Below are 14,532 nucleotides of genomic sequence, written 5' to 3' on the forward strand. Positions count from 1 at the left end.
TAGAAAGCGTTATTATTGGGTTATCGATAACTCTAAACTAACAGCGCCTGCGATTGCTGTCAAGCACCATTTCCGTTATAGTGAAAACAAGGTGAAATGGCTGATGCCGTCTTGCAGCAAGGCACGTTTCATTCCGGAGAAATACAGGATTATGAATAAAGGTGAAACTTATTAATTACTGTATTTCAATGAAAATTCGTTATGGAACGGGAGTTTAGGCAACATGATGGTGACGATCTACGATATTGCGAAGCAAGCCGGCTGCTCGGCCATGACCGTCTCGCGCGTTATCAATAACACGGGCCGGATCAGCGACGAGACGCGACAGCGCGTGCTGGATATTATGAAAGAAATGAACTACGTGCCGAACGCGATGGCGCGCAGCCTCGTCAAACAAGAGTCGCGTATTCTGTCGCTGCTCATCACCGATATCACGAATCCGTTCTATACGTCGCTTGCCCGGGGCGCGGAGGACGCCGCCCGCGAGCTCGGGTACCGGCTGCTGCTCGCCAACAGCGACGAAGAATTGGCCAAGGAGAAGGAGTATATCGATACCGTCTTGTCCGCGCGCGTGGACGGCGTGCTATTCGCGCCGGCCGGCGATGCGTCGCTGCCCAACTTGAAGCGGCTGCGGAAGCAGAATCTTCCCTTCGTGCTGATCGACCGCGAGGTGCCGGGCATCGAATGCGACATGGTGCTTGGCGACAGCAAGGAAGGCGCGAAGCGGCTGACCTCGCATCTGATCGAGCAAGGTCATGCGCGAATCGCGCTGCTCGGCGGATCGCGCGGCGTCTCGACGGCGAGAGCGAGGCAAGCCGGCTACGAAGAGACGCTGCAATTGAGCGGGCTGCCGTATCGCGAAGAGTACGTGGCCGAAAGCCACTATCGCGCCGGCGAGATCGCGCGGCACGTCAAGCGGCTGATGGCGCTGCCGGAGCCGCCGACCGCGCTGTTCGCCGCCAATAACTTCCTGGCGCTCGGCGCGATTCGCGCGCTGCGGGATCAAGGCCTGCGCGTCCCCGAGGACGTCGCGGTCGTCTGCTTCGACGAGCTGGAGGCCGGGTTCGTCCTCGATCCGTTCATGACCGTCGCCGCCCAGCCGGCCTACGACTTCGGCGTCCTCGGCATCCGTCTGCTCGTCGACCGGATTCAAGGCAAAGCGGCGGAAGACTGGCGGCGCGTCGTGCTGCCGCCGACGGTGCACTTACGGCGCTCGAGCGGCGGGACGTAATGCCAAAAAGCCCCGCGGACGTCTCGTTCACCGAGATCGTACGCGGGGCTTTCCATGTTGCCTCTTACAGCATCTTCAAGATCGCTTGCGGGATGTATTCCAGCGAGCTCTGTTTCTCGACCGCGCCCAGCTCGAAGGCCACGCGCGGCATGCCGTATACGACCGACGACTGCTCGTTCTGGCCGACCGTGCGCGCGCCTTTCCGGCGCATCGCGAGCAATCCTTTGGCTCCGTCGTAGCCCATGCCGGTCAGAATCACGCCGACGCTCTCCGGCGCGCACAACTTGGCTACCGAATCGAACAAGACGTCCACGGACGGGCAGTGTCCGTTCACCTTCTCGCCCTCGAAGCACTCGACGCGATACCCGTTTCCAGACTTCTTCACGCGCATGTGCCGGTCGCCCGGCGCGATCAGCACGCGGCCCGATATAACCTCGTCGCCGCTCTGCGCTTCCTTCACCTCGAACCCGGTCGTCTGATTCAGCCGCTCCGCGAACATCCGGGAGAAGCCGGCAGGGATATGCTGGACGATGACGATGCCGGGGATCGTGTCCGGCAGCTGCTTCAACACGCTGAAGATCGCCTCCGTCCCGCCGGTGGACGCGCCGATGGCGATCAGCTTCCGCCCTGAATGCGTCTCGGCCGCGGTTGCCGCCTCGTGCGGAAGCGGCGTCGTCTGTCGGGACGCGTTGCCCGGCACGATCTTCGCCTGCGCCGCCGATTTGATCGTGGCGGCCAACGTCCGCAGGAAACTCTCCACGCTCTTGGGGGAATGCGGATCCGGCTTCCGCACGAAATCCACCGCGCCCACCATCATCGCTTCGCCGACTGCATCGTTCGCGCCGCTGACGACGACGACCGGAAGTGGCACTTGGGGCAGCAGTCTGCGCAGAAATTCGATGCCGTTCATCTTCGGCATCTCGACGTCGCATGTCATGACATCCGGCCGAAGCGCTATTAATTTATCCCTGGCATCGAACGGGTCTCCCGCCGTCCCCACGATCTCGATGGCGTCGTCGGCGGATAACGCGCGCGCCATCACCTCGCGGAACATGAGCGAATCATCGACTACTAGCACTCTGATTTTGCGCGTCACGAGCGATTCGCGCTCCTTTCTCCACGATCCTGCTTGTTCCGTATTCCAATCGATCATAACTTCCGGTACACCGCCGGCTTAACATATTGATACCGCGTCGAATCCCGATCCAGCGATTCGGAATGTCCGATGTAGAGATAGCCGCCCGGCTCGGTCATCTCGTAGTATTTGTTAATCAGCGCGTTCTTGGTCGGACCGTCGAAATAAATCATGACGTTCCGGCAGAAGATAACGTGAAACTTCCGCTTGAACGGAAACGTCGGCTCCATGAGATTGAATTTACGAAAAATAATTTCGCGCTGAATCTCCGGCTTGACCATCGTCTGGTGGGGATCAATCTGCTGAAAATAACGGCTGCGCCATGCCGGCGGGATCGCCTGCACCGACTCCGTGCTGTAAATGCCCTGCTGCGCCTTCTCCAGCACGCGTCCGGAAATGTCCGTGGCCAGCAGCTTCGTGTTCCAACCCGATTTCTCCGCGCCGAAAAATTCATCCATCATCATGGCCAGCGTATACGGCTCTTCGCCCGATGAACATCCGGCGCTCCAGATGCGCAGGTCTTTGTCCTTGACCGTCTGCGCCAAATAAGGAAGCACCTCGTTCTTGAAATGCTGGAAGTGATCCACCTCGCGCATGAAAAACGTGTGATTCGTTGTGATTTTGTCGACCAACAGCTTGGCTGCGCGGCCCGTACGGTCGCTCACGACATCGTTCATGAACTCGGTAAAGGAAGCGAGCCGCTTCTCCGACAGCACCTGCTGCAGCCGGCCGATGACGAGCGGCCGCTTCTCTTCCTTCAAGTGAATGCCGAAATGCTGTTTGACGTATTCGCTCAGCTGCTTGAACTCTTTGTCCGTAATGGCAACCATGGCGCGCCCCTCTTAATACTTGCCGAATTCGTTATCGGACAAGGCGATGTTGTTCCAGGCGGAACCGCCGTCTTGATGGTCGCGCGCCGCCGGAGCGGTTTTCGCGCGCTTCTCGCCCATAGATTCCAGCATACGCAGCACGGCCGGGCTGAACTCGTCGAACTTGCCGCCATATTGGCGCTGGCTATGCTTCAGCGTGAAGCGGCCGACCATCTCCTTGAGCATCGAAGCTTGGCTCGAGAGTTCCTCGCTCGCCGCCGCGCTTTCTTCGCTCGTAGCCGAGTTCGTCTGCACGACTTGCGAAACCTGCATAATGCCTTGGTTGATCTGAGAAATGCCGGATGCCTGCTCGTTGGAAGAAATCGCGATATCCCCGACAAGCGTAGCCACCCGCTCGATGCCGCTTACGATCTGTACCAACTCGGCCGCCGTATCGCGTGCGATCTTCGTCCCGATCTCGGCTTTCTTGATCGAGCCTTCGATCATGTCCGTCGTCTCTTTCGCCGCGCCCGCGGAACGGGCAGCCAGGTTGCGGACCTCCTCCGCCACGACCGCGAAACCTTTGCCATGCTGGCCGGCGCGTGCCGCCTCTACCGCTGCGTTGAGCGCGAGAATATTCGTTTGGAACGCGATCTCGTCGATCACTTTAATGATTTTGGAAATGTTGGCCGACGCGTCGTTGATCTGCTCCATTGCGCTCAGCATCTCGCCCATTTGTCGGTTGCCGTTAATCGCGTTCGCCTTCAACGTCTCCGCCAGCTCGTTCGCATGGCCCGCGTTCTGCGCGTTCAGGTTCGTCTGGGACGAGATCTCTTCGAGCGATGCGGACAGCTCTTCGACGGCGCTTGCCTGCTCGGTTGCGCCCTGCGACAGCGCGACGCTGGAGGCCGATACTTGGCCGGAGCCGGAAGCGACCTGCTCCGCCGAAGAATTCATATTCGACATGACATCGTTCATATTGTCGACCAATTCCTGGAGCTTGCGTCCGAGCAGATCCTGCTCCGAACGGACATTGATGTTCACGGTCAAGTCGCCGGCCGCGATACGCTCGGCCGCTTGGGCTTGTTCGCGGATGTTGGCGATCATGTTCTCGAACGCGGCCATCAGCTGGCCGACTTCATCCTTCGTCGTCGCGCGGACGTTGACGCTAACGTCGCCAACCGCCAGCTTGTCGGCCGCGTGCGTCAAGGAACGAAGCGGACGCACGATGCTGTTAATGATCACGATGCTGAGCGCGAGTCCGATGATAACGGCGATCGTAATGACGATGATAAAGATCAGACGCGTATTCGCATACTCTTTATCGCCGAGCTCGTTTGCTTTCAGCGCATTGGTCTCGTTGTACTTGACCAGCTCGAGCAGCTTATCGGAGACGCTGTTGAACGTATCCGCCGAATCACCGTTCATGCGAAGCAAGGCTTGGTTGGTTTGCAGCTGACGGCTAAGCGACAACACTTCGCCGCTAATGCCCAGATAGCTGTCCCATTCGCTTTTGACGGCTTGGAAGTTTTTGGCGTCGATATCCTCGATGATCGTTTTTTCGTAAGAACCCAATATGGCATTAATTTCGTTCTTCTTTTGCGCGATGGCTTTATCCAGCTCGGCCATCTCTTGCTTGTTCGTCGCGATCACATGCTGAAATTCCAAAATACGGTAGTCGGATGTCATGGTGTTCATCGCATTGGCTTCTTTCACGCCGGGCAGCCAAATATCGCTGATTATAGAGGACTGGTCATTAACGTTGCTAAGCGACATCGTGGAATAGATGCCAACGGCGATGAGAAGGGCCAGCATGAAGCCAAAGCTGGCGAGCAGCCGATTTTTAATAGTCAAATTCATCGTAATCCTCCTAAGATGTCGATCTGGATGATGGGATTGATTAGACGTTCATGGACAAGCTGCCCATGTCTTGCTCTTGCATGAGCGTGGCGCAGTCGAGAATGAGCTTCACGTCGCCGCCGGACTTACCGATGCCCTTGATATATTTGCTGCTATAGCCTTTGTTTAACTCCGTGGGACTCACGATCTCAGTTTCCGGAATCTCCAACACCTCGGAGACGCTGTCCACGATCAGCCCGATCGTGATGTCGTCGATATCGACGACGACGACGCATGTGCGGTCGTTGTATTCGCGGAACGGCTTCTTGAAGCGAAGGCGCACATCCATGACGGGAATGATCTTGCCGCGCAAATTGATAATGCCTTGCATATAGTCGGGCAGCTCCGGCACGATCGTAATCGGCTGGAGACCGATAATTTCGATCACATATTTGATTTCGATGCCGTAATGTTCATTAACAAGCTTGAACGTCAAATACTTGCCTCGCTGAGTGTCTTCTTCAAACTCATGTTGCATATGGTCTTGTTCCATCATTCGTTCGTCTCCCTCCTTGATGGCTTCTCCCTTTATCCGGATGCGGACAATGCGCCCGGATCGAGAATGAGACTAATACTTCCGTCTCCTAGCAGCGTGCAGCCCGCCAAGCCTTGAATATTGCGCATACGCTTAATATAGTCCGGCAGCGCCTTGACGACGACCTGCTGCTGGCCGAGCAATTCGTCGGCGAACAGACAGAACGACCTGCCGTCATGCTCGACCATAATCAGAATACCTTCCGAGAACAGCGTCGTATCCGGCTTCACGCCGTAGCGTTCATGCAGCCGCAGGATCGGGTAACACTGCCCGCGAACCATAATCATCTCGCGGTCGTCCGGGTCGCGGATGATATCCGCTTCCCTTGGACGGAACGATTCGACGATCGAGACCGTCGGAATCGTATATCGTGAGGAGCCAACCCGAATTGTCATGCCATCGATGATAGCTAGTGTGAGCGGAATCTTCAGCGTGATCGTCGTGCCCGCGCCCTCCGCGCTGTCCACGGAGATCGTGCCGCCGATCGCGCTGATGTTCTGCGACACCACGTCCATGCCGACGCCGCGGCCGCTGTATTCCGAAATATTCTCCTTCGTGGAGAAACCCGGCAAGAAAATGAGACCGAAAATTTCTTTGTCCGTCATCTCATGCTCCGGCTTCGTCAACAGGCCGTTCTTCCTGGCTTTCTCGAGCAGCTTCTCTTTCGACAGCCCTTTGCCGTCGTCCTTGATAAACACGTACACGTCGCCGCCCGAATTACGCGCTTCCAGCGTCACGGTTCCCGCGCGCGCCTTGCCGGCCGCCGACCGGTCTTCCGGCAGCTCGATGCCGTGATCGACCGAATTGCGGATCAGGTGCATCAGCGGGTCCGAAATATGTTGAATGACGTTCTTGTCGACCTCCGTCTCTTCGCCGACCAGCTTCAGCTGCACTTCCTTGCCGAGGTTCTTGCACATATCGCGCACGATGCGGTGCATCTTTTGGAAGGTGGCCGTCAGCGGCACCATCCGGATCGACATGACGACGTCTTGGAGCTCGCTCGTAATTTTGTGCAGCAATTGCGACGCTTTATGGAACCGGTCCAGCTGCAGTCCGTGCAAGTCCGGGTTCTGGGTCACCATCGCCTCGGCGATGACCATCTCGCCGACCAGATCCATTAATCGGTCGAGCTTGTCCACATTGACGCTAATCAGACTCTGGCCGCCGTGTCCGGCCGCGCCGCCTTCCCCATGCTCCTTCTTCGCCGGCTTGTTCTTCTTCTCCGGCGCCGGTAAGGGAACCGATGCCGCCGAAGCCGCATTCGCCTGAACCGGCATTTCTTGATTCGTTGCTTGGGTATCCGATGAAGCGGCCGGATCTCCGATCATGTGCAATTCATAATGGCTGAGGAACAGCGTCTCGTCCAAAATCTGACGAAAGCGGGCGTACGGAACGTCGCTTCGGAAGCGCATCGTGAACCCTTCGGCTCGAATCAGCTCCGCTGCGGCTTCGTTCTCCAGATAATCCGCCGGATCGCATACGATGTTCCTCGCCTGGTCTTTCATCGCGTGGACGATGCCGAACGCCCGGATATTCTCCATCTCGCAATCGGCCTGGAAGCGGATATGCGCGCGGAATTCGCTCCGCTGCGACTGACCCGGTATCGTCAGACGAACGCTCTTCAGGAACAGCGTATCCTCCAGCAGCGCATGCAGCTTCTCGTACGATTCGGCGGATTGGAACCGCATAATGAAACCCTGTTCCCTAATGAGCCGAATGCTTTCTTCATTCTCCAAATAGTCCGCCGGGAAGCAGGTTAAGCCTGCGACGTGCTGCTGCAGCGCGTGCACGACGCCGAACGCCCGGACATTCTCCATTTCGCAGCCTTCGATAAAATGAAGCACCGCCTCGTAGCCGATCATTCCGCCATCATCCCAAATCGCCGGCTCGGCCGTCATAGACGGCATTGCTGCCGCAGACGGAGCGTGAGGTGGCATTGCAGCCGGCTTGCTTGCGGCAACCGGGTTGCCTGCGGATGAAGCCTTCGAGACGGGAGCGGCCGCGTTATTCGCCTCTTTCAACTGCGCGAGGAACTGTTGTATCGAACCGATCAGCGCATGGGCTTCGCCGTCCGGCTGATCGCCCGATTTGATTTTGTGCAGCTCCACTTTGATGAAATCGATGCCCTCGAGCACCATGTCCGACAGCAGCGTATAATCGACTTCCGTCGGCTTTTGCTCCCGCAGGAAGAAGAACAGATCCTCAAGCGAGTGAGAAAGCGTGGCGACGTTGGTGTAGCACATCATCGCCGACGAGCCTTTGATCGTATGCATATTGCGCAAGATTTCGTTCACCGCTGCCGGGTCGAAGCCTTCCGTCTCGCAATGGACGATCGTTTGCTCCAGCATTTCAATATTTTGCGTGGTCTCGTAGATGAACATTTCGACCATTTGCTCTGTGATGAATGGGTTCGTCAATCCTATCGCCTCGCAATTTCGTAAGCGTTCATAGAGATAAGATCGGTATTTAATCAACACCATGTTAGGTTATTCGGCTGGTAAATATATGTCGCTCCCCCTTCCCCCTCCGCCGAGGGGAACCAGAGGGGTTAGCGCCCCTCTGGACTCCGCTAATAAGCGTGACTCGGTTCGCGGCCATCTTCGATGTGTCCTTTCGAGGGAGAACCCGCTAGTCCTTCGGACTGGCTCTTGTTCGAGCTTCGTTCGAGACGGCTTGCCTTGGGGCGAAAACCTGTCCCTTCGAGCACATAGCCGGCCATCGTGCTGACCTTCGCTTTCGTCCGCCTCGCGGACACGCTTTACTTTTTCCACAAGATTCAATCAACAAAAAAACCGGCCGCAATCTTGGCTGCAGCCGGTCGTCCTCGTTATTGCGCATCGAACCCGATATCGTCCAACATCACCTTGCCCGGCCCGCCTTGGAACCGGAACGTCACCGACGCCAGCTCGGATGCCGCGTAGGATACGCTGTTCACCTCGAACGACGAGAGCGGCAGCCGATACGATTGAAAGACCGGCTCCGTCTCTTCTTTATACTTCTCGTCCTTAATCCGCTCCTCCATCCAAGAGGCGATCGTAAACGTCGATCGAACCGGCTGCAGCACGGGCATGAAGGCCGATAATGGCCGCGTCACGCCGGCGCCGCCCCGGTGCGTCAGCTCCACCTCGATATCCGGCAGCGGCACAATGACCGTCTCGTCCTCTTGCCTCAGATCGCGCTCCAGATTAGTAAACGAGAAGACGAAAGAATCGAGACTGCGCGAGGCGGCCAATTGGCGACGGAAGTCGTCCGAGAAGGTCACCGTATACGAGCCTCCGCGCCCCTCGTCCCACTCGAGCACGACGCCGCGCGTGCCGCGATTGTGCCGCTGGCGGTCCTTTGCTTCCTCCTCCGTCCATCTCAATCCCTGCGCCTCGGCCGAGTTCTGACGGAGCAACTTCGTCTTGTCGCGGTCTTCGTCGAAGGTCCCGGCCGGTACGAATGAGCTGCTCTCGTAGCGATTGAAATACGTCGATTGGGGCAGCCAGGCACTGCCGTAGCGATAATCCTGAAACAGCGGCCGGTACTCGTCCTTGCCGTGAATCGTGGCTTCAAGGAAAGCGGAAATGTACACTTTGGCGATTTCGCGCTGATCGTCCGCTTCCATCATCCCGGAACGGTCGAGAAACAGCCCGCCGGGCAAGCTGTCGTCCATCGCGCCCCAATCGGTGTTGAACCGGCTATGGTTCGCCTCGCCGATATAGATCGACGATTTGAACCGGAAGCCGGCCGCTGCCGTGTTCGAGAAGGACACCCGCCCATATTGGCGGTCGCCATAGAAGTCGTTGACGTCCCCATCCAGCGCGCCTTGAATCGTCAAGTAATTGACGTCCTTGAGCACGGCCGATGATTTGTCGATCGCTTTGTCGGTCGGCGCGATCGCCACGACGGACTGGATGCGGTATTCGCCCAAGTCCGCGAGCGTCTTGTCGTCCTTGAACCAGCGCGTCCAATCCGCCGCCATCGGCGCGGCTTGTCCGCCGCGGGAATGCCCCATCAGCACCACTTGACCCAAATCGACGTGACCCGCGAACGGATTGCCGATCTGCTTGCTGAACGCGCCGATCTGTTGAAGATGCTTGAGCAGCATCCAAGCGCGAACTTTGAAATCTTGATTCGGAATGCCGCCCCAGACCGAGTAGTTCAGGAAGTTCTCGTCGACCGATATCGTGATGAACCCTCGGCTGGCCAACAGCTCGCCCAGATAAGCATACCCCCCGTCGGAGAATTGCTCGGCGAGATGGTTGCCGTGCACGATCAGCACGAGCGGGAATCGGCCTTCTCCCTCCGGCATCCACACCCGTCCGTTCACCGGCAGCGACGTCTGGTCGAAGCCCCAGAACCATTCGCGAATGCCCGGCCACTTCTTAATATACCCGGATGCATCGACAGTCTCGGTGATGAGGTCCGCCCCCGACCGATATTCCGCGCGGTTGCGGTCCGTACCGCTGCCATAGGTAAAGGTCTTCACGCGGTAATCTCCCGGCGTTGCCGGATTATCCAACGCCAGCGGCAAGGGCGCCGAGCTGTCAACCCATGCGGAATCGGCGGTTGCCCCGTCCGCGTCGGCGGAATCGGCGGCCGAATCAGCCCTGTCGGCATTCCCGGCCAAATCCGGACGAAAGCCTTCCTGCTGCCACGCGATTAGCGCCGCTGTCAGCACGATGACCGAACCGAGCGTGATTGCCTTGACTCTCCACGTGAACGATTCGCTCGCCATTGTCGCGAACAGCAGGCCAGCCGCCATCCCCGCCGCGGAAGCGATGACGCCGCACATCAGCGAGACGAACATGCCCATGTCCGCATGGTACAGGATGAATGCGATCGCGGCGCCTGTATAAATGAAGCCCGATACGAAAAGCCGAGGTAACGGCACATAAGCGAGCGTCAGCACAAAAGCCGAAGCGGCCGAAGCCAGCGTCATCGCCAGAATACCAAGAAACAGGGCGATCAGCATATCGGCCATCGTGCCAAATCCGGTCGTCATGCCGAAAGCCGTCACGATCAGAGCGGCGGCGTAGGCGCCCCATAGCCCGAGCAGCGACCGCCTCCAAAACAACGTATCATATTGAAAAGTATGAAGCGCCCGATTAAGCAGCCACCGCCCAAATCGGCGAAGCCGGCGCGGACGAGGCTGGGACATCGGGAGCTCCTCCAGCGGAAGATTCATAAGGCCCGTCACTCCTTGGCGACAAGCGAAGTGGGATGAACGTCAATATTGCTTGTCATCCTTACATTATAAGCGCTCGCGCCTTCGCTTGGCATCTCAAAAATATGGCGGGCTTAACGAAACGCGACGAGCAGTTGGGGAACACGCAGCTCCCGAAGTCCTTCGGCGACCAGCTCCGCGATTCGAATCGCTCCCGACGCTTGAAAGTGCGTGTTGTCTTCAATGCCACCGGGAAAATGAATGAATTCTCCCGGCGCGCCCCACATGAAAAGCGATTTGGATGCCTCTTCGCCGAGCTCCTCGTACAGCCGCTTGCTCTTGGCCGCCAAATCGATCAAGCGGACGCCTTCTTCCTCCGCAAGCTCCTTCACGGCGACAAGATAATCGCCGTGCGTATCAACGAGCGTGCCGTCGGACTCGAAATACCGGCGGTGCGCCGAGGTGATTAAAATCGGGGTCATTCCCTTTTCTTTCGCCCGCTCTATATAGATGCGCAAATGATCTTTGTACGACGTAAAAGGCTCGGTCCGTCTCGTTTCGTCGTATTTCTGATCGTTATGGCCGAACTGGATCAGCAGCAGATCGTTCGCCCGCGCCTCCTCCAGCAGCGCATCCAGCCGCCCTTCGAGGATAAAACTTCGGGAGCTGCGTCCCGAAGCGGCGTGATTGGCGACGGCCGCGTCCCCCTTGAAGAACATCGGCAGCATCTGTCCCCAGCCCGCATACGGATCCCCCTCTGGAGGCTGATCCGCCACCGTCGAGTCGCCGGCCAAATAAAGGGTGAACACCTCTTCCGACGGCGCGATCGTCAGCGCGTTAATGCGCGGGGCCAAGCCCGAGAACGCCAACCGCAAGACGCCGTCTTCCACTTTCACCGCAGCGGAGACGCGCGCGAATTCGCCCGCGGCCGCGCGCGCCTGCCGGAACAGCACGCGGCCCATGCCGTATTTCACCGTCGTCGACGTTTCGTGGAGCGCATCGCCCATGACGAACGATACGACGTACGTTCCGTTCGCCAGATCGACCCGAAATGCCGCTTCGTACGGGATGCAGAAATCGCGGCATAACGGCCCGCCTTCGTACCGATCGCGCGCGCTGACGCCATCGGCGTGCTCGAAGCCCCAGCCCGTTGCCGGGGCGTAAGCCGCGCTAGCGTCGACTTTAATATAACCGGACTCTGGTTCGCCGATGCCAAAATCAAAATTCAGCCTCTTCTTGCTCATGGATTCCGTTCCTCCTTAATCTTAGACCGTCTATCTAGTCAGCATAGCGCCAAGCCCGTCAATGGAGAAGCCGAATATCCGAGAAGTCGTCATCAAAATTCAGATGACTCCCCGTCGATAACAGAAAACCGCCCCTTCGTCTTATCCGTTGAACGCCGCAAAAGGATGTTGTACGCTTAGGCAAAGGCGGTCTACCGATGATAGACGGGCGTCGCGGTAGGCAGATGGAAGGAGCTTCGGGATGGGCAACCAGGATTTTGGCACGTACGGCTTTCGGTTCGCGGAGAAAGAGCAGCTGCCGCTGCTTGGTCTCTACGCGCTCGGCTTCGAGCGCGCATGGGCAGACTACGAGTGGGACGGTCGCAAACGACTGGACGGACCGCTGTATCTGCTGCAATATACCGTCTCGGGATGGGGAGAGCTCCACATGGAGGGACAGACGCGCAGAATCGGACCCGGCGAAGCGTTCCTCGTCGATATACCGGGCGACCACCGATACGCGCTGCCCAAGGAAAGCGGAGAATGGACGTTTTACTTCATTCTGTTCCGGCAGAAGCATGCGGATGCGTTATGGACAAGCATCGTATCGCGCTTGGGCCGCGTCGTCCGCTTCGAGAAGGATAGCCCGGCCATGCGCGTGCTGAGCGCGGCCTTCGCGGATGCCGCGGCCGGCCGCATTACCGACGCTTATTCCGCCTCTTCGCTCGTCTACCGGCTGCTCATGGAATTGGCTCGGCATGAACGCGACAAGCCCCGGCACGTTCTGCCTGCTCCCGTACAGCAAGCCATTGCGTTTATGCAAGCTAACTATGGTTCCCCGATCAGCATCGCGCAGGTAGCCGAGGCGGCAGGCGTGTCCAAATATCATTTTATCCGGCTGTTCGCGCGCGAAACCCGCTATACGCCGCTCGACTACCTGACGCGCTTGCGCATTCAGCGCGCGGCCGAACTGCTGCAGAGCTCCGATTGGGTGCTCGAGCGCATCGCGACGGAGTGCGGCTTCGCCTCAGGCAGCTATTTCAGCAAAGTATTTCGCCAATGGGTCGGCTGCACGCCCGGCGAATATCGTCTGGGACGCGACGTGCTTGCCGCCAGACGACTGACGTTCGACTGAGCAATATATTACATAATGGCGCAAATCATTAGGATAGATGAATGATTGGCTATCGATTACGCTTACAACATAAGCGCAACATTATCGATAGAAGGAGCTGTTAGCAATCATGAATCATCATCGCATCGCGCAGACGCCGCCAATGGGATGGAACAGCTGGGACTGTTACGGCGCCGCCGTGCGGGAGGAAGAAATCCGTGCCAACGCGGACTATATGGCTCGTTACCTCAAGCCGCACGGTTGGGAATACATCGTCGTCGACATCCAATGGTCCGAGCCCGGCGCCGTCTCTTCCGCCTATCGGCCGTTCGTGCCGCTCGAGACGGACGAATATTCCCGGTTGATTCCCGCCGCGAACCGCTTCCCCTCCTCCGCCGGCGGCAAAGGCTTCAAGCCGCTCGCCGATTATGTCCACGGGCTTGGACTGAAGTTCGGCATTCATATTATGCGAGGCATACCGCGCCAAGCGGTCCACGCGAATACGCCGATACTCGGCTCGGATGAAGGCGCCCGCGATATCGCCCACCCGAATTCCATCTGTCCGTGGAATACGGACATGTACGGACTCGATCCGGCCAAAGCCGGCGCGCAGGCCTACTACGATTCATTATTCCAATTGTACGCGGAGTGGGAGGTCGACTTCGTCAAGGTTGACGACATTGCCGCTTCGCGCCTGTACGGCATCCATGCCGAAGAAATCGCGATGATCCGCCGGGCGATCGACCGCTGCGGACGAGAGATGGTGCTCAGCCTTTCTCCTGGTCCTGCGCCGCTTGAATATGCGGACCATTTCGCGGGGAATGCCAACATGTGGCGGATGACGGACGACTTCTGGGACCTATGGCCGCTGCTGTACAACATGTTCGAGCGCTGCGAGCAATGGGCTCCTCATGTCCGGGAAGGCTGTTGGCCGGATTGCGACATGCTCCCGCTCGGCCATCTCGGGATCCGCTCCGTCGACGGCGGCGGCGCCGACCGCTGGACGCGGTTCACGAAGGACGAGCAGCTGACGATGATGTCGCTATGGGCGATCTTCCGCTCTCCGCTCATGATGGGCGGCGAGATGCGCGACAACGACGAGTGGACGCTTGGTCTGCTGACGAACGACGAGGTGCTGGAGCTGCATCGCCATAGCCGCGGCGCGAGACAAGTTTCGCGCGAGCAGGACCGGATCGTATGGAGCGCTGCGGACGAGCACGGCAACGCTTATGCCGCGCTGTTCAACGCGACCGACGAGCCGGCGCTCGTCACCGCCAGCTTCGGACAGCTCGGCATCGACGGCCCGCGGCGCGTTCGCGATCTATGGGCGCGCCAGGACGAGGACGTCGCGCATGAGGCGATCTCGTTCACGATTCCCGCGCACGGCGCCAAGCTGGTACGGCTCTCCCGGCTATAACGCGCAAATGAAAAGAAGCC

Annotated in this window: 10 protein-coding genes; 3 read left to right on the forward strand and 7 right to left on the reverse strand. The window is 58.5% G+C overall.

Features of this window, described 5'->3' with window-relative positions; translation table 11 throughout:
• The first annotated feature begins 223 nt into the window (after nt 1-223).
• A complete protein-coding gene (locus BCM02_RS17260; RefSeq protein ID WP_342791315.1) occupies nt 224-1,231 on the forward strand; it encodes a LacI family DNA-binding transcriptional regulator in 1,008 nt (335 codons plus the stop codon).
• A gap of 64 nt (nt 1,232-1,295) precedes the next feature.
• Here BCM02_RS17260 and BCM02_RS17265 read toward each other — a convergent pair whose 3' ends face one another.
• The 7 genes from BCM02_RS17265 to BCM02_RS17295 form a co-directional block, all read right to left on the reverse strand.
• The gene (locus tag BCM02_RS17265; protein ID WP_148930363.1) at nt 1,296-2,384 is read right to left on the reverse strand and encodes a protein-glutamate methylesterase/protein-glutamine glutaminase; all 1,089 of its coding nucleotides are present in this window, start codon (nt 2,382-2,384) and stop codon (nt 1,296-1,298) included.
• Nucleotides 2,381-3,196 (reverse strand): CheR family methyltransferase, encoded by an 816-nt coding sequence (locus BCM02_RS17270; protein WP_148930364.1) that lies wholly within the window; start codon nt 3,194-3,196, stop codon nt 2,381-2,383. Before BCM02_RS17270 ends, BCM02_RS17265 begins: the two co-directional genes overlap by 4 nt.
• Nucleotides 3,197-3,208: 12 nt before the next feature.
• A complete protein-coding gene (locus BCM02_RS17275; protein WP_148930365.1) occupies nt 3,209-5,035 on the reverse strand; it encodes a methyl-accepting chemotaxis protein in 1,827 nt (608 codons plus the stop codon).
• A 40-nt stretch (nt 5,036-5,075) separates the two neighbouring features.
• A complete protein-coding gene (locus tag BCM02_RS17280; protein WP_246183420.1) occupies nt 5,076-5,570 on the reverse strand; it encodes a chemotaxis protein CheW in 495 nt (164 codons plus the stop codon).
• Between the two features lie 32 nt (nt 5,571-5,602).
• Nucleotides 5,603-8,026: a chemotaxis protein CheW gene (locus BCM02_RS17285; protein WP_187434266.1), complete on the reverse strand. Its 2,424-nt coding sequence runs from the start codon at nt 8,024-8,026 to the stop codon at nt 5,603-5,605.
• 410 nt (nt 8,027-8,436) lie between these two features.
• Nucleotides 8,437-10,779, reverse strand: a complete 2,343-nt coding sequence (locus tag BCM02_RS17290) for an alpha/beta hydrolase (RefSeq protein WP_148930367.1) — start codon at nt 10,777-10,779, stop codon at nt 8,437-8,439.
• A gap of 113 nt (nt 10,780-10,892) precedes the next feature.
• A complete protein-coding gene (locus tag BCM02_RS17295; RefSeq protein ID WP_148930368.1) occupies nt 10,893-12,002 on the reverse strand; it encodes a rhamnogalacturonan acetylesterase in 1,110 nt (369 codons plus the stop codon).
• Nucleotides 12,003-12,243: 241 nt separating this feature from the next.
• Between BCM02_RS17295 and BCM02_RS17300 the strand changes: the two genes are divergently transcribed.
• Both BCM02_RS17300 and BCM02_RS17305 read left to right on the forward strand, forming a co-directional pair.
• Complete coding sequence (locus tag BCM02_RS17300; protein WP_148930369.1) at nt 12,244-13,116, forward strand: AraC family transcriptional regulator; 873 nt, start codon at nt 12,244-12,246, stop codon at nt 13,114-13,116.
• 109 nt (nt 13,117-13,225) lie between these two features.
• Complete coding sequence (locus BCM02_RS17305) at nt 13,226-14,512, forward strand: glycoside hydrolase family 27 protein (RefSeq protein ID WP_148930370.1); 1,287 nt, start codon at nt 13,226-13,228, stop codon at nt 14,510-14,512.
• The last annotated feature ends 20 nt before the right edge of the window (nt 14,513-14,532 follow it).

It is taken from the genome of Paenibacillus methanolicus, from assembly GCF_008124765.1.
In the GTDB taxonomy this organism is placed as follows: Bacteria; Bacillota; Bacilli; order Paenibacillales; family Paenibacillaceae; genus Paenibacillus_Z; species Paenibacillus_Z methanolicus.

Bases quoted from the DNA above. Each gene is read 5' to 3' on its own strand.
- BCM02_RS17260 (WP_342791315.1), top strand. From the start codon at position 224: ATGATGGTGACGATCTACGATATTGCGAAGCAAGCCGGCTGCTCGGCC.
- BCM02_RS17265 (WP_148930363.1), bottom strand. From the start codon at position 2,384: ATGATCGATTGGAATACGGAACAAGCAGGATCGTGGAGAAAGGAGCGC.
- BCM02_RS17270 (WP_148930364.1), bottom strand. From the start codon at position 3,196: ATGGTTGCCATTACGGACAAAGAGTTCAAGCAGCTGAGCGAATACGTC.
- BCM02_RS17275 (WP_148930365.1), bottom strand. From the start codon at position 5,035: ATGAATTTGACTATTAAAAATCGGCTGCTCGCCAGCTTTGGCTTCATG.
- BCM02_RS17280 (WP_246183420.1), bottom strand. From the start codon at position 5,570: ATGATGGAACAAGACCATATGCAACATGAGTTTGAAGAAGACACTCAG.
- BCM02_RS17290 (WP_148930367.1), bottom strand. From the start codon at position 10,779: ATGAATCTTCCGCTGGAGGAGCTCCCGATGTCCCAGCCTCGTCCGCGC.
- BCM02_RS17295 (WP_148930368.1), bottom strand. From the start codon at position 12,002: ATGAGCAAGAAGAGGCTGAATTTTGATTTTGGCATCGGCGAACCAGAG.
- BCM02_RS17300 (WP_148930369.1), top strand. From the start codon at position 12,244: ATGGGCAACCAGGATTTTGGCACGTACGGCTTTCGGTTCGCGGAGAAA.
- BCM02_RS17305 (WP_148930370.1), top strand. From the start codon at position 13,226: ATGAATCATCATCGCATCGCGCAGACGCCGCCAATGGGATGGAACAGC.